Annotated in this window: 24 protein-coding genes and 3 tRNA genes; 3 read left to right on the top strand and 24 right to left on the bottom strand. The window is 67.2% G+C overall.

Annotated features, from left to right (window positions below; genetic code table 11):
- Positions 1-85 precede the first annotated feature (85 nt).
- From JNUCC0626_RS36810 to rplJ, 12 genes are all read right to left on the bottom strand, one after another.
- Positions 86-586, bottom strand: a complete 501-nt coding sequence (locus JNUCC0626_RS36810; protein ID WP_394615318.1) for a hypothetical protein — start codon at positions 584-586, stop codon at positions 86-88.
- Entirely contained in the window at positions 586-1,818 is a 1,233-nt protein-coding gene (locus tag JNUCC0626_RS36805; protein ID WP_394615317.1) for an MCE family protein, read from the bottom strand. The genes JNUCC0626_RS36810 and JNUCC0626_RS36805 overlap by 1 nt, the downstream gene beginning before the upstream one ends.
- Positions 1,815-2,954, bottom strand: a complete 1,140-nt coding sequence (locus JNUCC0626_RS36800) for an MCE family protein (RefSeq protein WP_394615316.1) — start codon at positions 2,952-2,954, stop codon at positions 1,815-1,817. The genes JNUCC0626_RS36805 and JNUCC0626_RS36800 overlap by 4 nt, the downstream gene beginning before the upstream one ends.
- On the bottom strand, positions 2,951-4,117 hold the full coding sequence (locus tag JNUCC0626_RS36795) for an MCE family protein (RefSeq protein WP_394615315.1): 1,167 nt from the start codon (positions 4,115-4,117) through the stop codon (positions 2,951-2,953). The genes JNUCC0626_RS36800 and JNUCC0626_RS36795 overlap by 4 nt, the downstream gene beginning before the upstream one ends.
- On the bottom strand, positions 4,114-5,115 hold the full coding sequence (locus tag JNUCC0626_RS36790; protein WP_394615314.1) for an MCE family protein: 1,002 nt from the start codon (positions 5,113-5,115) through the stop codon (positions 4,114-4,116). Before JNUCC0626_RS36790 ends, JNUCC0626_RS36795 begins: the two co-directional genes overlap by 4 nt.
- Positions 5,112-6,143: an MCE family protein gene (locus tag JNUCC0626_RS36785; protein WP_394615313.1), complete on the bottom strand. Its 1,032-nt coding sequence runs from the start codon at positions 6,141-6,143 to the stop codon at positions 5,112-5,114. Before JNUCC0626_RS36785 ends, JNUCC0626_RS36790 begins: the two co-directional genes overlap by 4 nt.
- Complete coding sequence (locus JNUCC0626_RS36780) at positions 6,140-7,456, bottom strand: MCE family protein (RefSeq protein WP_394615312.1); 1,317 nt, start codon at positions 7,454-7,456, stop codon at positions 6,140-6,142. Before JNUCC0626_RS36780 ends, JNUCC0626_RS36785 begins: the two co-directional genes overlap by 4 nt.
- Positions 7,453-8,262: an MlaE family ABC transporter permease gene (locus tag JNUCC0626_RS36775; RefSeq protein ID WP_090065886.1), complete on the bottom strand. Its 810-nt coding sequence runs from the start codon at positions 8,260-8,262 to the stop codon at positions 7,453-7,455. Before JNUCC0626_RS36775 ends, JNUCC0626_RS36780 begins: the two co-directional genes overlap by 4 nt.
- Positions 8,262-9,047, bottom strand: coding sequence for an MlaE family ABC transporter permease (locus tag JNUCC0626_RS36770; protein WP_229694202.1), 786 nt, complete (start codon positions 9,045-9,047; stop codon positions 8,262-8,264). Before JNUCC0626_RS36770 ends, JNUCC0626_RS36775 begins: the two co-directional genes overlap by 1 nt.
- Entirely contained in the window at positions 9,044-10,099 is a 1,056-nt protein-coding gene (locus JNUCC0626_RS36765) for an ABC transporter ATP-binding protein (RefSeq protein WP_394622184.1), read from the bottom strand. The genes JNUCC0626_RS36770 and JNUCC0626_RS36765 overlap by 4 nt, the downstream gene beginning before the upstream one ends.
- Positions 10,100-10,840: 741 nt before the next feature.
- Positions 10,841-11,230: a 50S ribosomal protein L7/L12 gene (gene rplL, locus JNUCC0626_RS36760; protein WP_394615311.1), complete on the bottom strand. Its 390-nt coding sequence runs from the start codon at positions 11,228-11,230 to the stop codon at positions 10,841-10,843.
- A 56-nt stretch (positions 11,231-11,286) separates the two neighbouring features.
- Positions 11,287-11,841: a 50S ribosomal protein L10 gene (gene rplJ / locus JNUCC0626_RS36755; RefSeq protein WP_394615310.1), complete on the bottom strand. Its 555-nt coding sequence runs from the start codon at positions 11,839-11,841 to the stop codon at positions 11,287-11,289.
- Positions 11,842-12,092: 251 nt separating this feature from the next.
- Here rplJ and JNUCC0626_RS36750 point away from each other — a divergent pair, with 251 nt between their 5' ends.
- Together JNUCC0626_RS36750 and JNUCC0626_RS36745 are read left to right on the top strand one after the other, a co-directional pair.
- Positions 12,093-12,815 carry a hypothetical protein gene (locus JNUCC0626_RS36750; protein WP_394615309.1) on the top strand — a complete coding sequence of 241 codons (723 nt, stop codon included), beginning with the start codon at positions 12,093-12,095 and terminating at the stop codon, positions 12,813-12,815.
- A 9-nt stretch (positions 12,816-12,824) separates the two neighbouring features.
- A complete protein-coding gene (locus JNUCC0626_RS36745) occupies positions 12,825-13,595 on the top strand; it encodes a methyltransferase domain-containing protein (protein ID WP_394615308.1) in 771 nt (256 codons plus the stop codon).
- Here the strand turns inward: JNUCC0626_RS36745 and JNUCC0626_RS36740 are convergent.
- Positions 13,554-14,438, bottom strand: a complete 885-nt coding sequence (locus JNUCC0626_RS36740; protein WP_394615307.1) for an NAD(P)-dependent oxidoreductase — start codon at positions 14,436-14,438, stop codon at positions 13,554-13,556. The two genes, JNUCC0626_RS36745 and JNUCC0626_RS36740, sit on opposite strands and share 42 nt — an antisense overlap.
- A gap of 84 nt (positions 14,439-14,522) precedes the next feature.
- Here JNUCC0626_RS36740 and JNUCC0626_RS36735 point away from each other — a divergent pair, with 84 nt between their 5' ends.
- Positions 14,523-15,491 carry a helix-turn-helix domain-containing protein gene (locus tag JNUCC0626_RS36735; protein WP_394615306.1) on the top strand — a complete coding sequence of 323 codons (969 nt, stop codon included), beginning with the start codon at positions 14,523-14,525 and terminating at the stop codon, positions 15,489-15,491.
- Positions 15,492-15,556: 65 nt separating this feature from the next.
- On the opposite strand, the gene rplA is transcribed toward JNUCC0626_RS36735, so the two are convergent.
- The 11 genes from rplA to JNUCC0626_RS36680 form a co-directional block, all read right to left on the bottom strand.
- Positions 15,557-16,267 carry a 50S ribosomal protein L1 gene (rplA, locus tag JNUCC0626_RS36730; RefSeq protein ID WP_394615305.1) on the bottom strand — a complete coding sequence of 237 codons (711 nt, stop codon included), beginning with the start codon at positions 16,265-16,267 and terminating at the stop codon, positions 15,557-15,559.
- 86 nt (positions 16,268-16,353) lie between these two features.
- The gene (gene rplK / locus JNUCC0626_RS36725) at positions 16,354-16,788 is read right to left on the bottom strand and encodes a 50S ribosomal protein L11 (RefSeq protein ID WP_030478269.1); all 435 of its coding nucleotides are present in this window, start codon (positions 16,786-16,788) and stop codon (positions 16,354-16,356) included.
- Between the two features lie 86 nt (positions 16,789-16,874).
- On the bottom strand, positions 16,875-17,696 hold the full coding sequence (gene nusG / locus JNUCC0626_RS36720; RefSeq protein ID WP_394615304.1) for a transcription termination/antitermination protein NusG: 822 nt from the start codon (positions 17,694-17,696) through the stop codon (positions 16,875-16,877).
- Positions 17,697-17,736: 40 nt separating this feature from the next.
- A complete protein-coding gene (secE, locus tag JNUCC0626_RS36715) occupies positions 17,737-18,150 on the bottom strand; it encodes a preprotein translocase subunit SecE (protein WP_394615303.1) in 414 nt (137 codons plus the stop codon).
- Between the two features lie 36 nt (positions 18,151-18,186).
- Positions 18,187-18,259: transfer RNA gene (locus JNUCC0626_RS36710), tRNA-Trp, on the bottom strand.
- 237 nt (positions 18,260-18,496) lie between these two features.
- Positions 18,497-18,907, bottom strand: a complete 411-nt coding sequence (locus tag JNUCC0626_RS36705; protein WP_394615302.1) for a MaoC/PaaZ C-terminal domain-containing protein — start codon at positions 18,905-18,907, stop codon at positions 18,497-18,499.
- Positions 18,904-19,353 carry a MaoC family dehydratase N-terminal domain-containing protein gene (locus JNUCC0626_RS36700; protein WP_394615301.1) on the bottom strand — a complete coding sequence of 150 codons (450 nt, stop codon included), beginning with the start codon at positions 19,351-19,353 and terminating at the stop codon, positions 18,904-18,906. Before JNUCC0626_RS36700 ends, JNUCC0626_RS36705 begins: the two co-directional genes overlap by 4 nt.
- Positions 19,354-19,425: 72 nt before the next feature.
- Positions 19,426-19,590: a 50S ribosomal protein L33 gene (gene rpmG / locus JNUCC0626_RS36695; protein ID WP_015105301.1), complete on the bottom strand. Its 165-nt coding sequence runs from the start codon at positions 19,588-19,590 to the stop codon at positions 19,426-19,428.
- A 167-nt stretch (positions 19,591-19,757) separates the two neighbouring features.
- Positions 19,758-19,830 (bottom strand) — tRNA-Met (locus tag JNUCC0626_RS36690).
- A gap of 44 nt (positions 19,831-19,874) precedes the next feature.
- Positions 19,875-19,950, bottom strand: a tRNA-Thr gene (locus tag JNUCC0626_RS36685).
- 73 nt (positions 19,951-20,023) lie between these two features.
- Entirely contained in the window at positions 20,024-22,630 is a 2,607-nt protein-coding gene (locus JNUCC0626_RS36680) for an EAL domain-containing protein (protein WP_394615300.1), read from the bottom strand.
- Positions 22,631-22,703 lie beyond the last annotated feature (73 nt).

Raw genomic sequence — 22,703 nt, 5'->3', positions numbered from 1 at the left:
GGGCGGCCTCCTGCCGGAGTGCTCGGGACTGGGCGGCGGCGGGGTGGGGGCACGTGCGCTCGATTCCTATCAGCTCTGGCCGGGGTCAGACGCCTGCCCGCAGCGGGCCCAGCTGGCTCAGCTTCCAGCCGTCGTCCGTGCGGGTGAGCTTGGTCAGGTACCGGTTGATCTTGGTGACCTGCTGGCCGCCGTCCGGGGTCACGGTGCTCTCGACCACGGCGATCATGGAGGCCGTGCCCGCGCGGTCGTCGAGTTCGGTGACGGCCGCGTCGAGCACCTTCGAGGTGGTCACGGACTTGGCGTCGACCAGCTGCTTCTTGCGCGAGTCCTTGTCCTTGTCGATCTCCGCGCGCAGGTCGCCGGTGGACGAGTTCAGCCAACGCTGGAGGTCCTCGTCCACCTTCTTGTAGTCGAGGGTCAGGAAGTTCGTGATGCCGACCTGGCCGGAGCGCAGGGCGTCGTCGCGTTCGGCGGCGAACGACGACTCGGACGAGCCGCGCGCCGAATACCAGACGAAACCGCTGAACACGGCGAACACGAACATCACCACCGCGAAGACCACGGCGACACCTGTGAAGACCCGCACTACTTCTGTCCCTCCGAAGGCAGACCGAGCAACTGGCCGAGCGACGTCAGCAACGGCACCTCCGGCGCAGTCGCCTGGCCGGTGGGTTCCTGACCCGGCTGCGTCGTCGCGTTGCCGACCGGGGTGGTCGGCGTGCCGCCGTACGGCGCGTTCTGCGAGCCTCGCACCGACGTCGCCGACCCGCGCGCCAGAGCGCAGTAGGCCTGCGTGTTCAACGGCGCGGCCGACGTGTCGCCGCCCGGCCGGATGGTCGTCCCCTCATAGCCCACGGTGCACGGCATCGGGTCGAACACGTTCAGAGCCAGCCCGAAGTGCGCGGAACCATCACCAGGCGCCACGGAGAAACCACCACCGACGGCGATGGGGTACGTCACGGCGATCTGTTCCAAACCGTCACGCCTGGTCACGAGGATGTTCGAGGTCGTCAGCAGGTTCGCGAACACCACCCCGAGGTTCGGCCCGCTCTCCTTCAGCAATGCCGACACCTGCTCCGACGCCGGCGGCACCGCGACGATCAACCGCCGCAGGTCGCCGTCGGAGGCCTTGAGCTGCTCGGCGAGCAACCGGAGGTCCCCGCTGAACGACCGGATCGCCCCACCGGACGCGGCCTGCGTGGCCAGCACGATCCGCCCGTCCTGCAACAACTGCGTCGTCTGCGGCAGGTGCTCCTTGGCGGCCGCCGTGAACGCCGCCGTGTTGTCGATCAACACCTGCAGATCGCCACCGGTCCCGGAGAACGCCGTGTGCAGCTCGTCCACCACGGTCCGCAACGAGTCCGTCGGCACCGACGAAGCAAAGGCGTCCAAATTGGACAGCAGCCCGTCGACGGGAGGCGGGGTCTTGGTAGCCGACCGCGGAATCACCGACCCGGCTTCCAGGTACGGACCACCGTCGGCCTTGGGCCGCAGATCGACGTACTGCTCACCCACCGCCGACCGGTTCGCCACCACGGCTTCCAGAGACGACGGCACCCGAGGCGCGTCCGCGTCCAGCTCCAGGTCGACCTCGATGCCGTCGCCCATCAGCCGCAGCTGCCCCACCCGCCCGATCGTCACGCCGCGGTACGTCACCTCGGCGTTGGTGAAGATGCCGCCCGAATCGGCGAGCTGCATCGTCACGACCGTCGACGCCGACTTGAACAGCCCCACATAAGTACCGCTGACGTAGGACACGCCCAGCAACGCGACCAGCACGAACGCGCCGATCTTGAGCTTCGTCGACCGCAGGATCACCGGCGACCACCTCCCAGCAAGCCACCGAGCAGGTCACCCAGGCCCGATCCGGTCCCCTGCCCGAGGTTCGGCAGCGGGATGTTCGGCATCGGCAACGGCGTCCCCTGCGACGGGATCAGCGAGTCGATCGGCGACTGCCGCGACCGCGACAGGTTGTCGAGCACCGTCCCGAGGTTCAGGTCGAGGTCGATGAACGCGTTGGTGTAGTCGCCGCGGATGCCGTCGACCGCCTCGTCCGGGAACGGGTAGGTCAGCAGCAGCTCCAGCGACTTCGGCAGGTTCTGCCCCGACTCGGCGAGCTTCGTCAGCGTCGGCTGCAACGCCTTCAGGTCCGCCACGATGTCGTCCCGGCTGCGGTTCACGGTGTCCGTCGCGACGTCGGAGAGCTTGGTCAGCGACTGCAACAACGTCACGAGCTGCGTCCGCTGCTCGGCCAGCACCTTGAGCCCTGGCTCCAGATCCGTCAGCGCGACCGCGATCTTCTCCCGCTGCCCCGCCAACGTCCCGGCCAGCCGGTTCAGCGAGTCCAGCGCGCGGACGATCTCCGCCTTGTGCTTGTCGAGCTCCCCGACGAACGTGTTGAGGTTGCCCAGCAACGACTTGATCTCCGCCTCGTTGCCCTCCATCGCCGCGTTGAGCTCCTTGGTGATGTTCTGCAGCTGAGCCACACCACCACCGTTGAGCAGCATCGACAACGCCCCGAAGACCTCTTCGACCTCGGGGTTGCGGTTGGTCTTGTCCAACGGGATCACCGCGTTGTCCGCGAGCCGACCGGCAGCGTCCTTCGGCTTCCCGAGCTCCACGAACTTCTCGCCCAGCAACGCCGACTGGCGCAGCTTGGCGAACGCGTTGGAGGGCAGCTGCACGTCGCCGTTGACCAGCATGGTCACCTCGGCGGTCCAGCCGTCGGCGCCGAGGTCGATCTTCTCGACCCGGCCGACCGGCACGTCGTTGACCTTCACCCCGGCCTGCGGCACCAGGTCGAGAACATCCTTGAACTGCGCCTTCACCCGGTACGGATGATCACCGACGTCGGCACCACCCGGCAACGGCATGTTGTAGACGCCGTCGAACCCACCGGAGCCACAACCGGAGACCAGCAGCACCGCGGCAAGACCCAGAGCCAGCTTCCTCACTGGGGCACCCCCGCGAGCGGCAGGGGCAACGGCAGCTTGCCCGCGTTGAGATCGCCCAGCACCTCGGCCGGCGACTTCAGCGGAATCGCCCCGGACAGCAACGGTTCCAGCTGCTTGCAGGTGTTCGTCAGCACCGGCGGCACGTTGTTCGGCGTCGCCTGCTGGATCAGCTTGCAGACCAGCACGATCGGCGGCTGGTTCAGCTCGTTGATGTTCGCGCGCGTGTCCAACGTCCCGGACGCCGCGTTGTAGGAGTTCTGCAGGTTGCCCAGCGCGAGCGGCGCGACGTCCAGCGTTTCGGCCAGAGCCGCCCGCTGGTTCACCAGCACCTGCGTGATCGAGGCGAGCTTGTCCACATTGGACTTCAGCACCTCGCGGTTGTCCTTGATGAACCCCTGCACCAGCCCCAACGCCGTCGCCAGCTCGGACAACGCCGCCCCGAGATCCCCGCGTTCGTCGGCGAGCATCTTCGACACGTCCGCGAGCTGCTTGTTGAAGTCGCGCACCTGGCTGTCGTTCGCGGCCAGCATCGCGGTGAACTTCTGCAGGTTGTCGACGGTCGCGAACAGGTCCTCTTTGGACCCCGACAGCGTCCGCGTGGCCTGGCCGAGGTTCTTCAGCGTGTCGTTGAGCGCCTGGCCGTTGCCTTCGAGGTTCGCGGCCGCGGAGTTCAGCAGGTCCGCCAACGCCCCGTCGGCGTTCGCACCGTTGGGTCCGAGAGCCGTCGTGAGCTTGTCCAACGACGAGTACAGCTCGTCCAGCTCCACGGGCGTCGCGGTGCGTTCGCGCGGGATCACGGCGTTGTCGGCCATCACGGGACCGCCGGTGTAGGCGGGCGCGAGCTGCACGTACCGGTCGGAGACGACGCTCGGCGAGACCACGACGGCCTGGGCGTTCTCCGGCACCCGCACGTCGCGGTCGACGGTGAACACGACCTTCACGGTCTTGCCCTCGGGCGTGACCTCGTCGATCGTGCCGACCTTCACGCCCAGCACCCGCACGTCACCGCCGGGGTAGACGCCGACGGCCGCGGCGAAGTGCGCGGTCACCTTGTGCCCGTTCATGGCCGCGAAGACCCACCAGAGCCCGGCCGTCACGACCAGCGCCAGCACGCACGCGATCGCGATGAAACGGCCGACCTTGGACTGCGCCACATCAGTCATCGCTGCACCCCCGGAGGCAGGCAGCCTTCCTCGTTGAACCCGACGACGCCGAGGTTCACCGAAGGCGGCAGCAGGCCGCAGATGTAGGTGTCGAACCACCGGCCGTTGCCCAGGGTGTTCGCGAACACCCGGTAGAACGGGGCCATCAGCGCGAGGCTGCGGTCGAGGTTCGCCTGGTTGCGCTCGAGGATCGTGGTGACCCGGCCGAGCTGCTCCAACGCGGGCTTGAGCTGGTTCTGGTTGTCCGTCACCAACCCGCTGAGCTCACGGGACAGGTCGCGCGTGCCGGTCAGCAGCGCGCTGATCGCCTCGCGGCGCTTGCGCAGCTCGCCGAGCAGCAGGTTGCCGTCCGACAGCAGCTTCTCGAACTCGGCGTTGCGGTCGGCCAGGGTCTTCGACAGCTGCCGCGTGTTGTCCAGCAGCTTCGCCAGCTGCTCGTCGCGCGAGGAGATCGTCTTGGACAACGCCGACAGGCCGTCGAGAGCGCCCCGGACGTGCTCCGGCGAGTTCTTGAAGGTGTCCGAGAGGACCGTGAAGCTGTCCGCGAGCTGCTTGGTGTCGATCTGGCCGACGGTCGTCGCGAGCCCGTTGAACGCCTCGTTCACGTCGTACGGCGCGAGCGTGCGTTCCTTCGGGATCGGGTCGCCGGGCGAGAGCGGCTGCGAGCCCTGCGGGTCGAGCGCCACGAACTTCTGGCCCAGCAACGTCTTGATGCGGATCATCGCGGTCGTCCGGTCGCCCACCCAGGCGTCCTTGACCTTGAACGTGACCCGCACGCGGTCGCCGTTGAGCTTGACCTTGGTGACCTTGCCGACCTTCACGCCGGCGACGCGGACCTCGTTGCCCGGCACCAACCCCGCGGCCTCGCTGAAGTCCGCGGCGTAGCTCGTACCGCCGCCGACGATCGGCAGGTCGTCGGAGTAGAACGCGGCCAGCAACAGCAACGCGATCAACGTCAGGCTGATCGCGCCTGTCCTGATGGGGTTCGAGGTCTTCATCGGCGGCACCTCTGCTGGGTCACCGGCAACGCCGTGATCGGGATCGGGTCGTTGATGATCGGCGGCACGGCGACCTTGCCGCTGGCCTCGCACAGGTAGAAGTTGAACCACGAGCCGTAGGTCGCGGTCCGGGTGATCGTCTCCAGCTTGTTGGGCAACCGCTGGAGCATCTGGTCGACCAGGACCTCGTTGTCGCCCAGCGTCTTCGAGACGATGCCGAGCTGCGCGATGTCGTTCTTCAACGGCTCGCGGCCCTGCTCCAACAGGCCGGAGGTGGCGTTCGTCAGGTCGCCCAGCGCGGTGATCGCGTCACCGATCGGCTGGCGGTCCTGCGCGAGGCCGGAGACGAGCGACTGCAACGTGATCACGAGGTTGTCGAAGTCCTCGTCGCGCGAGTTCACGGTCTCCAGCGCGGTGTTGAGGTTGTCGACGACCTCGCCGATCACCTTGTCCTTGCTCGCCAACGTGCTGGTCAGCGAGGCCGTGTGCTGGAGCAGGCTGTCGATCGTGCTGCCCTCGCCCTGGAGCACCTGGATGATCTCGAACGACAGCTTGTTCACGTCGTCCGGGTTCAGGGCCTGGAAGAGCGGCTTGAAGCCGTTGAACAGGACCGTGAGGTCGAGCGCGGCCTTGGTGCGCTCCAACGGGATCGTGCCGCCCTCGGGCAGCACCGCCTTGGTGTCACCGGTGCCGGACTCCAGCGCGATGTACCGCTGTCCCACCAGGTTGCGGTACTTGATCGTCGCCGTGACGGCCTCGGGCAGCTTGCGGTCGCCGTCGATCGAGAACTCGACCTCGGCGGTCTTGCGGTCGACGACCTTGATCCCGTCGACCTGGCCGACGCGGACGCCGGCGATGCGGATGTCGTCGCCCTCGTTCAGCGCCGTGACGTCGGTGAACTGCGCCTTGTAGTCGGTGGCGCTGGACAGGTTGACGTTGGCGATGGTGACCGCGAGCAGCGAGGTCGCGAGGATCGTGACCACCGCGAAGGCGATCAGCTTGAGCAGCGGGGCGAGCAGTCCCTTCACTTGACGGTCACCTCCGTCCCGCGCACGAGCGGCCCGAGCAGCAGGCTCGACCAGCCGGGCATGTCCTGCGGCTCCACGCCGACGCGCGGCCCGAACAGCGCCGCGATCAACCGGGCCTCCTCAGGGGAGTTGGCGAGGTTGGCCGCGTTGGCGGACTGGGGAACCGTCACGTTGCCGGCGGTGGCGGGCGGCAGGATGCCGTCGTTCGCGACGCGGGCGGGCGGCGGCGAGCTCGACCCGTCCTGCACCGGACCCTCCGGCGGGTACTGCGGGAACGGGTCCGGCCGCGGGATGAGGTCGTAGCAGCGCGGACCGCGCTTGTCCTTGTACTCCGGCTCGTCGAGGTTCGGCTTGTACTTGCCGCGGTTCTGGGTGATCTCCAGCGTGATGTGCAGACCGGGCTTGTCGGTGCCGGCGCCGAACGCCTTGCTGATCACCGGTTCGAACTCCGCGAGACCCTTGAGCAGGCACGGGTACTCGGGCGCGTACTTCGCGAGCAGCTCCAGCGTCGGACGGCTGGTGTCGGCGAGCCCGATGATGTTGTTCTTGTTGACCGTGACGAAGCTGGTGAGGTCCTGCGACGTCGTGGTCATCGTCCCGTAGAGCGCGAGCAGGTTGTCGCGCTGGTCGACCACGGTCTTCGTCGTCGTGGTCATGTCGTTGAGCGCCTGCAACAGGTCCGGCGCGGCGTCGGAGTAGACGTTCGCGACGTCCGCGAGCTTGGAGATGTTCTCCTTCAACGCGGGCAGCTGCGGGTTGAGCTCGCCGAGGTACTGGTCGAGCGACACCAAGGTCTCGCCGAGCGGCTTGCCCCGGCCGTCGAGCGCCTGGGACAACGCCGTGAGCGTGGTGGCGAGCTTCTCCGGCTGGACGGCCTGCAGGACCGGCATCAGGTTGTCCAGCACGCGTTCCAGCTCGATCGCGCTGCTGGTGCGGTCCTGCTCGATGACCGAACCGTTCGTGATCGCGGCCTGCTTCTGCTGCGGCAGCACGAGGTTCACGTACCGCTCGCCGAACAACGTCTTGGGCAGCAGGCGCGCGCTGACGTTGGCCGGGATCTGCTCGACCTTGTCCGGCAGCAGCGCGAGTTCGAGCTCGGCACCGTCCCCGCTGGTGCGGACGGCCTTCACCGAGCCGACGATCAGCCCGCGAACCTTGACGTCGCTCGCGGTCTGCAGCTGGTTGCCGATGTGGTCGGTCTTGAGCGTGACCTTCACGTAGTCGCTGAAGGCGTCCTTGTAGAGCGCCACCGTGAGCGACAGGAACATGGCGATCGCGAGAAGAAAGGCGATGCCCAGCACGCGTTTCTTCATCCGGCGATCCTCACGGTCGTAGTGGCACCCCAGATCGCGAGGCTCAGGAAGAAGTCGAGCAGCGCCGTCGTGACGATCGCGGTCCGCACCGCGCGCCCGACCGCGACCCCCACGCCGGCCGGACCGCCGGACGCGCGGTAGCCGTAGTAGCAGTGGGTCATGATGATCACGACCGCGAAGACCAGCACCTTGCCGAACGACCACAGCACGTCGATCGGAGGTAGGAACAGGTTGAAGTAGTGGTCATATGTGCCCGCCGACTGCCCGTAGAACTCGACGGTGATCGTTCTCGCCGCGAGATAACTGGTCAGCAGGCCGATGACGTACAGCGGGATGATCGCGACGAACCCGGCGATGATCCGCGTGGTCACCAGGAACGGCAGGCTGGGGATGCCCATGACCTCCAGCGCGTCGATCTCCTCGGAGATCCGCATCGCACCGAGCTGGGCCGTGAAGCCAGATCCGACGGTCGCTGAGAGCGCGAGGCCTGCCACGAGTGGCGCGATCTCGCGGGTGTTGAAGTAGGCGGACACGAACCCGGCGAACGCACTCGTGCCGATCTGGTTGAGCGCTGTGAAGCCTTGGAGACCAACCACGGTTCCGGTGAAGACGCTGAGCCCGACCATCACGCCGATCGTGCCGCCGATGACCGCGAGCGCTCCGCTGCCGAAGCTGACCTCGGCCAGCAGCCGCAACGTCTCCTTGGAGTACCGCTTGAGCGCGCGGGGCGTCCAGGCCAACGCCTTGATGTAGAACGACAGCTGGTCGCCGAATCCGTCCAGGGTGGACAGCACCTTGTTCGCCATCAGCTCCCCTTCGCGGGCACGACCTGCAGGTAGATCGTGGTGAGGACGAAGTTGACGAAGAACAACAACAGGAACGTGATGACCACGGCCTGGTTCACCGCGTCACCCACGCCCTTGGGTCCGCCTGCGGGGTTGAGCCCCCGGTACGCGGCGACGATGCCCGCGATGAACCCGAAGATCAGGGCCTTGAGCTCGCTGATCCACAGGTCCGGCAGCTGGGCGAGCGCGCTGAAGCTGGCGAGGTAGGCACCGGGCGTGCCGTCCTGCATGACGACGTTGAAGAAGTAGCCGCCCATCACGCCGACGACGCTCACCATGCCGTTGAGCAGCACCGACACGAGCATCGCCGCCAGCACCCGAGGCACCACGAGCCGATGGATCGGACTCACCCCGAGCACTTCCATGGCGTCGATCTCTTCGCGGATCTTCCTACTGCCCAGATCCGCACAGATCGCGCTGCCACCCGCACCCGCGATCAGCAACGCCGTCACGATCGGACTGGCCTGCTGGATGATCGCGAGCACGCTGGCCGCACCCGTGAACGACTGCGCGCCGATCTGCCGCGTCAGACTCCCGAGCTGCAACGCGATGACCGCGCCGAACGGAATGCTGACGAGAGCCGTGGGCAACACCGTCACGCTGACGATGAACCAGCTCTGCTGGATGAACTCCCGCAACTGGAACGGCCGACGGAACGTGGTCCGCACGACGTCGATCCCGAGCTGGCACAGCTTGCCGGTCTCCCGCAGCGCACCGGCACCGGGGAACGAGGCCTGCGTGGTCACAGAACACCACCCTGCCGAGGCCACGGACTAGGCGTCTGCGCACCAGCGTGCACGCCGTACCGAACCTGCTCCTCAGCCGTGAGGCTGGCGATGATCCCCTGCTGAGCCTCGTAGGGCAGCTGGTGGATGATCGTCATGACCCGGTCTTTCCGCCGCCGCACCGCATCGCGATACGGCAACCCGGGCGTCGGCTCCAACTGCGGCACGATCCCGCGAACATCACCTTCGGGCGACCCGTCCGAGTGCCCGGCGTCCGCGTGGGCCTGCTCGGCAGCCATCGTCGCCGTGTCCTTCTCCTCGGACATGCCGATGGGCCCGAGCCGCCGCCCGTTCAAGAACTGCTCGACCACAGGCTCGTCGCTGGTCAACAACACCTCACGAGGCCCGAACATGACCAACTCGCGCCGGAACAACATGCCGAGGTTGTCCGGCACGGTCCGCGCGATGTTGATGTTGTGCGTGACGATCAGAATGGTCGCGTCGATCTGAGCGTTGAGATCGATCAACAACTGACTCAGGTACGCCGTCCGCACCGGGTCCAACCCGGAGTCCGGCTCATCGCAAAGAATGATCTCGGGATCCAGCACCAGCGCGCGGGCAAGCCCAGCCCGCTTGCGCATACCCCCGGAAATCTCACCGGGCAACTTCTTCTCGGCCCCGACCAGGCCGACCATCTCCATCTTCTCGAGCACGATGCGCCGAACCTCGGCCTCCGTCTTGCGGGTGTGCTCCCGCAACGGAAACGCGATGTTGTCGTACAGGTTCATCGACCCGAACAACGCGCCGTCCTGAAACAGCACGCCGAACATCTTCCGAATCTCGTACAACCGGTGCTCGGAGCACTGCACGAGATCCGTCCCGTTGATGACGATCTTCCCGCGCTCAGGCTTCAACAACCCGACCAACGACTTCAGGAACACGCTCTTGCCGGTACCGGACGGCCCGAGCATCACGCTGACCTCACCAGGCGGGATCGTGAGCGTGACGTCCTGCCAGATGGTCTGCTTGCCGAAGGACTTGGTCAGACCCTCGACGACCACCTCGACGCCCATCCGCACCTCCGCACACACGCCCAGGAACGCCGCAGCGATCGGCGTCACACCTGGGCAACGAGTTCGTTCGCGGCAGGTTACTCACCAGTTGGCCTAATGCCGGTTGCGTTCAGATAACAGCACGCAGGGTGACCTCGCAAAACGGGCAAGCCCCCGTAGACCACTGCCTGACAACCGGGAATTTCGACCGAACTGTGAGTTGAGGCACACCGCCCACGCGGCGGGCAGGTAGAGCGCCAAGCAGCCGAGCTCTAAGCCCAACCGCAGTCGCGAACGCAAGGTGACCACCGTCTTGGCTTCGGCGCGAGGTGCCAACCGCCAGCCACCGATGTAAGCCGCCCACCTACGAAACCTGGCGTGGCGAAGCGAAGCGAGCCCGAACGGGCTGATCAGCTCTGGGAAGCGGTCCCGCCGTTCATGGCGATTGGGGCTTGACCTTGAGGGGCTGGATGCCAACCTGTCCGGTCCGGCCGGGGCGTACTACTCCCCGGCCTTTGAGGCCGCGAATGCATCCAGCTAGAGGCTCAAGGTCAAGCCCCAATCGCAACCCACTTCTTTCGTCACTGCCTGATGGACCACCCTCGCAACCGCAACCCAACCAACAAAACGCAACCAACCCCGCTGAAACGTGAGGTCACGAACGCAACCGAACCCCAAACACAGCAAAACGGGCGTGCACCCCCGTTGAAAGGTGCACGCCCGTCAAGGCAAATCAAACGCCAGCCCCCAAAGGGGCCCAGATCACTTGAGGGTGATCTTGGCGCCGGCAGCCTCGAGCTTCTCCTTGGCGGCGTCGGCGACGTCCTTCGCCACGCCCTCCAGGATCGCCTTCGGAGCGGACTCGACCAGCTCCTTGGCCTCCTTCAGGCCCAGGCCCGAGACGACCTCGCGGACGACCTTGATGACCTGGATCTTCTTGTCGCCGGCCGACTCGAGGACGACGTTGAAGTCCGTCTGCTCCTCGACCTCGGCAGCAGCGCCACCACCGGCGGGGCCGGCAACGACAGCGGCGACCGGAGCCGCGGCGGTGACCTCGAAGGTCTCTTCGAACTGCTTCACGAACTCGGACAGCTCGAGGAGGGTCATCTCCTTGAACGCGTCGAGCAGCTCTTCGGTGCTGAGCTTCGCCATGATCGGCGGTCCTTTCTAATCTCCCGCGCGAAAGCGTCGGGCGTGTCTTTGGGTGATCAGCTTTCGGCGGGAGCGTCGGCCTCGGCGGCGGGAGCCGCGGCGGCCTTCTTCTCCTGCAGGGCAGCAGCCAGGCGAGCGACCTGGGAAGCCGGGGCGTTGAACAGACCCGCAGCCTTGGCCAGGTTGCCCTTCATCGCGCCCGCGAGCTTCGCGAGCAGCACCTCACGGCTTTCGAGGTCCGCGATGGCGGTGACCTCGTCGACCGAGAGCGGGCGGCCATCCATGTAGCCGCCCTTGATGATCAGGGCCTTGTTGTCCTTCGCGAAGTCGCGGATCGCCTTGGCGGCGTCCACGGGCTCGCCCTCGACGAACGCGATGGCGGTCGGACCGGACAGAAGAGCCTCGAGGCCCTCCACGCCGGCGTCCGCGGCAGCGAGCTTGACGAGAGTGTTCTTCGCGACGGTGTACTTGGTGCCCGCGCCGAGAGCGCGACGCAGCGTGGTGAGCTGCGCCATGGAGAGGCCACGGTACTCAGTGACAACCGCTGCCGAGCTGGTGCGGAACTGATCCGCAAGCTCAGCGACCGCCGTAACCTTCGTGGGCTTCGCCATGATCGCCTCCTCTCTGGGCTGGGTTAGACCGCCAGTCAGGAGAAGGTCCCGAAACAACAAAAACGCCCTCGCGCACAAGCAGCACGGGGCGTCACACAGAGAAACTCTGAAGCCTCGTCCTCCCTGCGCGGGCCGCCCGTGTTGCAACGGGGCCTTCGTTCTCCTCGCGGAGACAACCTGCGGTCTTCGGTAGAACCACGAAAAGACTACTCGACTGTGTACGGCCGCTCCAAATCGGCATGATGTGACCTGTGACCGACGAGCCCGGCAAGGACCTCGCGCCCCGCCAGCCACAGCCGCCGCAACCACTGCCGCAGCAACCGCCCGCCCCGCAGGTGGACCCGGAGCAGCTGCGGCAGTTCCAGGAGTTCCAGCGGTTCCAGGAGTTCCAGCGCTACCAGGAGGCGACGGGTCAGGCGCCCCAAGCGCCGAAGCAGCAGGGCAAGCGCTGGTGGCTCGTCGTGCTGGGCAGCAGCATCTTCTGGCGCGCCCTGTTCTTCCTGACCGTCGTCGGCACCGCGATGTGGGCCTACAACCACTACTTCGGCGTCGACGACCCCGGCGACATCGCCCAAGGCAGCGGCGGCGTCACCGGTGTGGCGCAGGGTCCTCGTTCGCCCACCGGTCAGCAGGGCACGGTCGGCCTGTTCTACAACCACATCGGGCAGAAGAACCCCGATCTCGGTTGCCCGCTGATGGTGTACGAGCCCACCAGGGCCAAGTTCGCGCAGGCGTACGGCGCCGCGGACTGCAAGGAAGCCTTCACGAAGCTGAACGCCGAGGTCACCAGCGTCGCGAAGTACGAGCAGATCAGCTTCCCGCCGGAGATGATGAAGACCCCGACGACCGACAAGATCACGGTCGACTCGTGCCTGCTGAGCATCGACGGCGGGCCGCGGCTCGGCACGTTCGTCGTCGAGAAGATCAAGAACGGCTGGGTGATCACCGACTGGAGCCCCAGCACCTGTGGTTGATTGGGGTGCATGCCAAACGCACTGGGGGTGCCCAGCCCCGACAAGGTCGAGTACATGGCCGACGCCGCCTCGCTGGGTCGTGACTACAAGCACCAGATGCTCGTCTCGCTCGACCTGAAGCCCGGCCACACCGTTCTCGACGTCGGCTGCGGCCCCGGTACCGACTTACCCGTGATGGCCGACGCGGTCACGACGTCCGGCCGGGTCATCGGCGTCGACCTGGACCCGCGGATGGTGGCCGCGGCCGGCAGCTTCCTGAACTTCTACCCGCAGGTCGACGTCCGCCAGGGCGACGCGCACGCGTTGCCGGTGAACGACGCCACCGCCGACCGCGCCCGCATGGACCGCGCGCTCCAGCACGTCGAGAACCCGGCACAGGTCCTCACCGAACTCCACCGGGCCCTGAAGCCCGGCGGCCTGCTGCGCATCGCGGAACCCGACTGGGACGCCCTGCTGGTCGACGGCGACCTGGAGATGAACAGGCAGTTCAACCGGTTCGTCTGCGCGAACATGGTCCGCAACTCGACCATCGGCCGCGAACTCCCCCGGCTCGCCAGAGACGCGGGGTTCGAGGTCGAGAACGTCACCGCGGCCACGACCGTCATCCGCGACTTCGCCAGGGCCGACTACACGCTCGCCCTGAGCCGCAACACCGAACGGGCGATCCGCGCCGGTGCGATCGAGCGCGCGGACGGTGAGCGCTGGGTCGCCGAACTCCGCGAGGGCGACTTCCTGGCGTCAGTGACGGTCTTCCTGCTGGCCGCCCGCAAGCCCTTGTGACACAACGCCGAACGACTCCACGGCGCGGGCCAGGCTCTCCTGCCCGCGCCCGGAGTCGACCTGCTGATCCACCAACGCCTTGACCGCGTCGAGCCCCGCGAACGGCACGCCCTGCGTCCGTGCGGCCCTGATCAGCGTGGCCAGCCCCGACTGGTTCATCGCGAGGCTCGACTCCGCGTTGTCGTAGCTCGAGGCATCGATCTCGGCGGCGAACGTCGTCAGCGCCGGCTGGAGGTCGGTCAGCCAGGACGCGAGCAGCGGCGTGAGATCGGAAACCCCGATTCCGTTCGCCCGCGCCAGGGCCGCCGCGTGCAGGAACCCACCGAGCAGCCCGTACATCCCGGCCAGGATCGCCACGTCGTACCCGGACGCACGGCCCGCGTCCGCACCGAGGTACGTCACCTTTCCCAGCAGCGCCAACGACTTCCGCTCGGCGACCGCGGCCGATCCGCTGTAGATGATCGACGACGCGTCGGTGCCGATCGTCTGCGGCACCGCGTAGACGGCGCCGTGCAGGTACTCGGCACCTCGCTCATCGGCCCACGCGGCCAAGTCGCGAGCGTCGTCCGGAGTGCCTGAGGTGAGGTTGACCAACGCCTTGCCACGCACGTCCACGTCACGCAGAACCTGTTGTGCCGCATCATGATCGAGCACGGCGACAACCACGAGTTCACTGGCCGCCACCGCTTCCGACGCACTCCCCGCCACGGTCGCCGCGAGCCCGGACGCCTTCGCCGCGGAACGGTTCCAGACCGTCACCGGATGGCCGCCGCGCACGAACGTCTCCGCCAGCGCACGTCCCAGATTTCCCAGTCCCAGCAAGGTGATCGCTTCAGCTGTCATGCCTCCAGCCTCGCCGCGAGTGATCGTTCCGACCAGTGACCGGAATGACCCCTGTCACCAAATTCCTGCCATAGGCTGGGAGGCATGAGCGCTGGTTCGGTGGCCCTGATCGTCCCCGGCGACTTCGGCGTCGCGGACCTGTACGAGCTGGGCATCCCGGCGGCGGTCTTCGGCACGCCGCAGCCGGACCTCGCCGACCCCTGGTACGAGTTGTGGTTGTGCGGCACCGGAAACCGCACCCGCGAGACCACGCCGAGCTTCACGCTGAACAGCACCCACACGCTGAACGACGTCACACGCGCGGACACCGTCATCGTGTCGTGGGTGCCGGACGAGGTCTTCGAGGAGAACGCCCCGGTCCCACCCGACCTGATCGAAGCCCTGCGCGAAGCCCACCGCAACGGCGCCCGGATCGTGTCGGCGTGCGTGGGCGCCTACGCGTTGGCCGAAGCCGGTCTGCTGGACGGAAAACGGGCCACCGCGCACTGGATGCACACGGCGTTGCTGGCGGAGCGCTACCCGAAGATCCAGGTCGACGCATCGCAGCTCTACGTCGACGAGGGCGACGTCCTCACCAGCGCCGGCATGAGCGCGGGCCTCGACCTCTGCCTGCACCTGGTCCGCCGCGACCTGGGCGCCCAGGTCGCGAACCAGCTGGCGCGCCGGATGATCGTCCCCGGCCACCGCCCCGGCCACCTGGGCCAGTACGTCGACCTCTCGGTCCCGGCCACCGACGAACAGGGCCTCACCCCGGTGCTCGACTGGGCCCGTGCCCGCCTCGACGAACCGCTGACGATCGAGATCCTGGCCCGCCAGGCCGCGATGAGCCCGCGCACCTTCTACCGCAAGCTCCACGCCACCACGGGCACGACGCCGCTGCAGTGGCTGCTCAACGAACGCATCACCAGGGCGCAGGTGCTGCTGGAGTCGACCGACCTGCCGATGGAGAAGATCGCGGCGCTCAGCGGCATCGGTACGGCCAACAACCTCCGCCACCACTTCCTCAAGCAGGTCGGCAAGTCTCCGACCGACTACCGCAGGAACCGGTCCTGAACAGCAGAAAGGCCCCCGGCGCGAAACCGGGGGCCTTTCTCAGCTAGCTAACGAACCGCGGAGGCTCAGGCCTCGTCGACCAGCATGTTGCGGGTGCGGTTCGGGTCGACCGGGATGCCGGGGCCCATCGTCGTGGAGACGGTGACCTTCTTGACGTACCGGCCCTTGGCGGCGGACGGCTTGGCGCGGAGCACCTCGTCCAGCGCGGCGGCGTAGTTCTCGACCAGCTTCTCGTGGTCGAACGACACCTTGCCGATGACGAAGTGCAGGTTGGCCTGCTTGTCCACGCGGAAGTTGATCTTTCCGCCCTTGATGTCGTTGACGGCCTTCGAGACCTCGGGGGTCACGGTGCCCGTCTTCGGGTTCGGCATCAGGCCACGCGGGCCGAGGATGCGGGCGATGCGACCGACCTTCGCCATCTGGTCGGGGGTCGCGATCGCGGCGTCGAAGTCGAGCCACCCACCCTGGATGCGCTCGATCAGCTCGTCGGTGCCGACAGCGTCCGCACCGGCGGCCTCGGCCTCAGCGGCCTTGTCACCGGTTGCGAAGACGATCACGCGGGCGGTCTTGCCCGTACCGTGCGGCAGATTCACGGTGCCGCGGACCATCTGGTCGGCCTTGCGAGGGTCGACGCCGAGGCGAATCGCGACCTCGACGGTGGCGTCCAGCTTCACCTTGGACGTTTCCTTGGCGAGCTTGGCGGCCTCCAGCGGCGAGTACAGCCGCTCACGGTCCACCAGCTCGGCGGCGGCCTTGTAGGCCTTGCTGCGCTTCATTTCCGACTGTCCTTTAGTTCAGAGATCAGTTCGTGGTTCGTGAGCCGCGCTCGGCTCTCCCACGCTTTCCAAAGGGGGTGCTGCGATCAGCCTTCGACCGTGATGCCCATGGAACGGGCGGTACCGGCGATGATCTTCGCGGCCTGGTCGATGTCGTTCGCGTTCAGGTCGACCATCTTGACCTGGGCGATGCTGCGAACCTGCTCCATGGTCACCTTGGCGACCTTGACGCGGTGCGGCTCGCCGCTGCCCTTGTCGACACCAGCGGCGGCGAGGATGAGTCGCGCGGCCGGAGGGGTCTTCAGCTTGAAGTCGAACGAGCGGTCTTCGTACACGGAGATCTCGACCGGCACGACCTGACCGCGCTGCGACTCGGTCGCGGCGTTGTAGGCCTTGCAGAACTCCATGATGTTGACGCCGTGCTGACCCAGCGCGGGACCAACGGGAGGCGCCGGGTTGGCGGCACCAGCCTTGATCTGCAGCTTGATGATCGCTGACAGCTTCTTCTTCTTGGGAGGCATTGTCCGTACTTCCTGTTATTGCAGTGTCCGCGCGTGGCTCTGCCAGCCGCCGCGTGGCCGATCGGTCATCCGGTGAGGGAGACCGCTCAGATCTTGGAGACCTGGCTGAACGACAGCTCGACCGGCGTCTCCCGGCCGAAGATCGACACCAGGACCTTCAGCTTCTGGCCGTCCGCGTTGACCTCGCTGATCGTTGCGGGCAGCGTGGCGAACGGGCCGTCCATGACCGTGACCGACTCGCCGACCTCGAAGTCGACCTCGATGGTCGGCTTCGGCGCGCTGGTGGAGGCGGCCTTCTTGCCCTCGGCCGGCTTCTGCTCCTGCTGCGGCAGCAGGAACTTCAGCACCTCGTCGATCGTGAGGGGCGAGGGCTTGGAGGTGGCTCCGACGAACCCGGTCACGCCCGGCGTGTTGCGGACGGCGCTCCAGGACGCGTCGGTGAGCTCCATGCGGACCAGGATGTAGCCGGGCAGCACCTTGCGCTGCACCAGCTTGCGCTGGCCGTTCTTGATCTCGGTGACCTCTTCGGTCGGCACCTCGACCTGGAAGATGTAGTCCTCCATGTCGAGCGTGTGAATACGAGTCTCGAGGTTCGCCTTGACCTTGTTCTCGTAACCGGCGTACGAGTGCACGACGTACCAGTCGCCGGGCGCGCGGCGCAGGGCCTGGCGCAGCTCTTCGGCGGGGTCCTCGGGCTCTTCGTCGATCGGCGTCTCGTCGATCGCGAGAACGTCGGCGTCCTCTTCGGACTCGTCGTCGTTCTCGTCCGCAGCGTCGGCGTCGACAGCGTCGTCCTCGGAGTCCACAGCCTCCGACTCGACCGTCTCGTCGGCGGCGGTGTCCTCGGACACCTCGTCGTCGATGAGGTCGGTCTTCTCCTGGGCGTCAACGCCGTGGTCGGAGCTCACTGTGGATCTCGCTTCCTGGTTGCAGCGGCAGCTGTCCGGCTCAGCCGAACAACTCGAAAACAGCCGCGCCGAAGCCGAGGTCGAGAGCCCACACGAGCGCAACCATGAAGACCACGAACACCAGCACGACGCCGGTGTAGGTGACCAACTGCTTGCGCGTCGGCCAGATCACCTTGCGGAGTTCGCTGACGACCTCACGGATGTAGCGGAAACCCCGCCCGATCAGCGAGGGACGCTTTTCCTGTCCTTCACGGGTCTTGGTCGGGCGACCCTTCTTCGCGTCCTCGTCCGACTCGTCGGACTTGGCGACGCTCTTCTTCGACTCAGCGCTGCTGCCGTCCTTGCGGGCGGCTGGGCGAGAGGAGGCACGACGTTCACGTCGCGCCGCAGCGTTGGACGGCCGGTTCGCGCTGTCGCGCTCCTCCGGCTGGTCCTGCTCGCGGCCCTCGCTCATGCCGTCCTCCACTCCACCCATGACGCGCTTTGACAGCAGGGGCGACAGGACTTGAACCTGCAACCTGCGGTTTTGGAGACCGCTGCTCTGCCAGTTGAGCTACACCCCTTTGAGATCCCGAGTGGGGATCCCCTGGCCAAGCAGGAAGTGTACGGGAGCCTGTCCCGTCCATTCCAACCAGACCGCTCAAGCACTTGCCGAGCGGCCTGTCGCACAGCCTACCCACACGCAGGCCGAGAACACGAATCAGGGTCGTGCAACTGAAGCACGATCCAGGCCCAAATCTCGCTTGAGCACCGCAAACACCACCGGACCGGGTTGTCCGGTGGTGTTCTTGATCACAAGATCAGCCGACCCGCACGCGGGCGAAAGCACCTGTCAACACCGACTTGCCGTCAAAAGCGGCGTTGATGTTGACCTTCACAGTTCCGTCCTCGAAGTCCTTGGTGACCTTCGCGGTGACCTCGACCAGGGCACCTTCGTCGTCGTTCGGCACCACGACGGGCCGGCCGAAGCGGCAGCCGTACTCGACGATCGCACCGGGGTCGCCGATCCACTCGGCGACGATCCGGGACGCCACGGCCATCGTCAGCATGCCGTGCGCGATGACGTCCGGGAGGCCGACGTCCTTGGCCGTCTTCTCGTTCCAGTGGATGGGGTTGAAGTCCAGCGAGGCGCCCGCGTAGCGGACGAGGTCGGCGCGCTTGAGACGCACGGACAACGCCGGCAGCTCGGTACCCACGGCAGCGTTCGTCACGCGTCTTCTCCCCTCACGACGAGCATCGACTTGGCGGTGGCGACGAGCTCGCCGTCGACCGTGCTGATCTCCGTCCGCACGTTGACCATGTCGTTGCCCATGCGGGAGTTGATGGCGTCGATGTGCGCCACGCACACGAGCTGGTCGCCCGCGGTGATGGGGCGGTGGTGGATGAAGTTCTGGTCGCCGTGCACGACGCGGCTGTAGTCGAGCTTCAGCTCCGGGTCGAACATGACCGTCTCGTTCGTCTTCATCGACACGACGATCGCGAACGTCGGCGGCGCGATGACGTCCCTGTGCCCCAACGCCTTCGCCGCGTCGGCGTCGAAGTAGGCCTGGCTGGTCGCGCCGATCGCCTCGGCGAATTCGCGGATCTTCTCGCGGCTCACGTCGTACGGCTGCGACGGCGGATAACTGCGTCCGGTGAAAGCGGGGTCAAGAGGCACCTGAAGAGCCTATATGCGACGAGGCCCGCCCCACGTGTGGGACGGGCCTCGGTCGAAAGCTTCGCTACGCGCTCAGCGGGTTTCCTTGTGCGCGCGGTGCGTCTTGCAGTTCGGGCAGAACTTCTTGATCTCCAGGCGGTCCGGGTCGTTGCGCCGGTTCTTCCTGGTGATGTAGTTCCGGTGCTTGCACTCCTCGCACGCGAGGGTGATCTTGGGGCGTACGTCGGTTGCAGCCACGGTCCTTGCCTTCCTGAGAGCACACGAGACCCCGTGAACCCAGTCCGGGCTTACCGTCTGGCGGGGCGGGCAACGTCGCTGCCCGGGGGTGTGGGGGCTTGGCCCCCAAAATTATGGCGGAGTGAGGAAGGTCCGCGCTCTTCGCGGACAGACCCCACCCACTCACGTAGCGGTGGCCGGACTTGAACCGGCGACACAGCGATTATGAGCCGCTTGCTCTACCAACTGAGCTACACCGCTTTAACACAACTACAAGCCGCAGCGCTCAGCACTGCGGCCAGTAGTGGAGCCCCTTTACGGAATCGAACCGTAGACCTTCTCCTTACCATGGAGACGCTCTGCCGACTGAGCTAAAGGGGCTTGCTCTTTCGTTCTTGCCGAGCAAGGAGAACTCTACAACACAGGGCAACCAAGAACGAAATCCGGGGGTCCCTTAGTGGACCAAGGTGAGCACCGTCTCATCGCGAGCACCCCTGACCTGCACCGTTCGGGCGCGCAGCCACGCCTCGAAGCGGTCCTCGGACAGCGGCCGGGAGATCAGGTAGCCCTGGGCCACGTCGCAGCCCATCCCGACCAACTGGTCACGGGCGGCGTCGTCCTCGACGCCTTCGGCGACCACGACGAGACCGAGCGAGTGCCCGAGCTCCACGATCGACCGGACCACGGCCATGTCGCCGAGGTCCGTGCCCATCCCGAGCACGAACGACTTGTCGATCTTCACCTCGTCCACCGGCAGCTGGCGCAGGTACGCGAGTGACGAGTAGCCGGTGCCGAAGTCGTCGACCGCCAGCACGACGCCGATCGCGTGCAGGCGCCGCAGCACCGGCAGAGCGCGTTCGGGGTCGGCCATGACGCCCGACTCGGTGAGTTCGAAGGTCAGCAGGCCCGAAGGCACGTCGTGGCGTTCCAGCGCGGCCTCGACGCGGTTCGGGAAGTCCTCGTCGCCCAAGGTCCGCACGGACAGGTTGACCGCGATGGACATCCGCAGCCCGCGGTCGAGCCAGCGGCGCACCCGTTCGAGAGCGCGGTCCATCACGAAGTCCGTCAGCACGTCCACGAGTCCGGTGGCCTCGACGGCCGGCACGAACTCGTCCGGGTCGACGCGGCCGAACTCGGGATGTGTCCAGCGCACCAACGCTTCCGCGCCCACGACCTGACGGGACGGCAGCGCGACCTTCGGCTGGTAGTGCACCGAGATCTGGCCGGTCTCGACGGCCTGGCGGAACTGCGTGACGAGCTGGAAGCGGCGCAGGAACAGGTGGCCCATCGACGGCGCGTAGGCCTTCACCGGCGTGCCCTCGGACGTCGCGCGCACGGCCACGTCGGCCCGTTGCAGCAACACGTCGGGGTCCGGGTCCTCGGTCTCGGAGTCGGCCTTCGAGGCGTAACCGACGACTGCGGAGGCCTCGACCGTCAGGCGATCGACGGGGTATGGCACGGAAAGTCCCGCACGCAGACGTTCGGCGGTTTCGTGCGCAGTGGCCGCACGCTCGTCGTCGAGGTATGCGGCGAATGCACCGCCCTCGAGCCGTGCGAGCGGCACGTCCGCACCGAGTGCGTCACGCAGGCGACGTCCGGCGGCGACGACCATCCGGTTGCCCCAGGCCTGGCCCAGCGCGTCGGAGACGGTAGACAGGATGTCGAGGTCGATGCGCAGCACCACACCCCGCTGGGACTCGCGCAACGGCTCCGCGCACGCCTCGCGGAAGCCCGCGCGGTTCAGCAGGCCGGTCAGCGGGTCGTGGTAGGCGTCGTGGCGCAGGCGGGCGAGCAGGCGGCGGTTGTCGACGGCCGTCGCGAGGTGCGAGGCCAACGTGCGCAACAGCTGGATGTCGGCCTTGCCGAACCCGCGCCAGCGCGAGAGCCGGTCGTGGGCCTCGACGGCGCCGAGCAGTTGGGTCGCGCCGCGCAACGGGACGACCAGCGCCTCCTGCGCGTCGCGGCGCAGCAGGGCCTCGGTGACGTCCTCGGTCGCATCGGCCACGCGGTAGTAGCGGACGTGCGTGCCGGGCAGTTGGAGAACCGGGTCCTCGCGCACGGCACGGGGGTCCGTCGCGGCCATCTCGTCGGGCAGCGGTTCGCCGGCGACGAGGGTGATCATGGCTTCCTGCGGGTCGGTGCGCAGGCGCAGCACGACCCTGTTCGCGTTGAGCTGCTCGCGGATGCGTTCCGCGATGAGCTGCCACTCGTCCTCTTCGACGCCGGTGGTGAGGTCGTCGTCGGGCTGGCGCGGGCCGGTGCCGTGCTGGCCCGAACGCGCGACGCGGAGGCTGACCTCGCTCAACGCCTCCAGGTCGCGCTGTTCGCGCAGCAGTCCGGAGTAGGCGAGGTAGGTGGCCACGATGCCCGCGAGCACCAGGACGATGAGGACGCCGCCCCACTCGGTGGTGGTGACGATCTGGTAGCCGACGAGGCCGGCCGAGGTGTTCAGCAGCGCCACGACCAGCGTCTGGAGCACGAGACGCACGCTGTTGCCGACGCGCATCGACTTGCCCATGAGGCGCAACGCGATGAGGCCCAGCACGCTCGCGAGCAGCGGCACGGTGATGGTGCCGACGAACGCGCCCGCCCAGAACGGCCCGCCCTTGCCGAGCATGTTGTTCACGGCGGTCGCGGCCGCGAAGGCCACGGAGATCTCCATGAACATGAGGCCCGCGTTGTAGACGGCGCGGTCCAGGATCCGGCGGCCGAGCAACGTGCCGACGCCCGCGACCACGTGCGCGGCGAGCACGATCTCGAACGGCGCCACCAGCAAGCCCAGCACCAGCGGGATCTCGGTGAAGGAGATCGTCCAGGCGACGCCGCTGCGGACGTCGACGTTGATCGCGAGCTGTTCCGCCAGCAGGAAGCCGACGACGAGCAGCGGGCCGATCCAGAACAGGGAGGTGGTCTCCCGCTCCGGCAACCAGGCCGCGACCATGCCCGCGCAGACGATGCCGGCCACCAGGAGGGTGACGGCGAACGCGCTGAACGCGCGGTTGGTCGACTTGGCCGACCAGGCGGCCGAGTCCGACACGGGGGCCGACGCTCGGTCGGACATCCAGCCTCCTCGTCGGCCTGGGTGGGGGGACCTCTAGGCGTGACTGAGGGGTCCCGCACTTGGCGATCAGGAC

It is taken from the genome of Lentzea sp. JNUCC 0626 (assembly GCF_043632865.1).
In the GTDB taxonomy this organism is placed as follows: Bacteria; Actinomycetota; Actinomycetes; order Mycobacteriales; family Pseudonocardiaceae; genus Lentzea.
Note: the sequence above shows the minus strand (reverse complement) of the source record. Positions and strands in the feature narration are given on the sequence as shown.

Coding starts and splice junctions, on each gene's coding strand:
- JNUCC0626_RS36680 (WP_394615300.1), bottom strand. CDS start 22,630: ATGTCCGACCGAGCGTCGGCCCCCGTGTCGGACTCGGCCGCCTGGTCG.
- JNUCC0626_RS36775 (WP_090065886.1), bottom strand. CDS start 8,262: ATGGCGAACAAGGTGCTGTCCACCCTGGACGGATTCGGCGACCAGCTG.
- JNUCC0626_RS36795 (WP_394615315.1), bottom strand. CDS start 4,117: ATGACTGATGTGGCGCAGTCCAAGGTCGGCCGTTTCATCGCGATCGCG.
- JNUCC0626_RS36765 (WP_394622184.1), bottom strand. CDS start 10,099: ATGGGCGTCGAGGTGGTCGTCGAGGGTCTGACCAAGTCCTTCGGCAAG.
- rplA (WP_394615305.1), bottom strand. CDS start 16,267: ATGAAGCGCAGCAAGGCCTACAAGGCCGCCGCCGAGCTGGTGGACCGT.
- secE (WP_394615303.1), bottom strand. CDS start 18,150: ATGAGCGAGGGCCGCGAGCAGGACCAGCCGGAGGAGCGCGACAGCGCG.
- JNUCC0626_RS36740 (WP_394615307.1), bottom strand. CDS start 14,438: ATGACAGCTGAAGCGATCACCTTGCTGGGACTGGGAAATCTGGGACGT.
- JNUCC0626_RS36790 (WP_394615314.1), bottom strand. CDS start 5,115: ATGAAGACCTCGAACCCCATCAGGACAGGCGCGATCAGCCTGACGTTG.
- rplJ (WP_394615310.1), bottom strand. CDS start 11,841: ATGGCGAAGCCCACGAAGGTTACGGCGGTCGCTGAGCTTGCGGATCAG.
- rplK (WP_030478269.1), bottom strand. CDS start 16,788: ATGCCTCCCAAGAAGAAGAAGCTGTCAGCGATCATCAAGCTGCAGATC.
- JNUCC0626_RS36745 (WP_394615308.1), top strand. CDS start 12,825: ATGCCAAACGCACTGGGGGTGCCCAGCCCCGACAAGGTCGAGTACATG.
- rplL (WP_394615311.1), bottom strand. CDS start 11,230: ATGGCGAAGCTCAGCACCGAAGAGCTGCTCGACGCGTTCAAGGAGATG.
- JNUCC0626_RS36735 (WP_394615306.1), top strand. CDS start 14,523: ATGAGCGCTGGTTCGGTGGCCCTGATCGTCCCCGGCGACTTCGGCGTC.
- JNUCC0626_RS36780 (WP_394615312.1), bottom strand. CDS start 7,456: ATGAAGAAACGCGTGCTGGGCATCGCCTTTCTTCTCGCGATCGCCATG.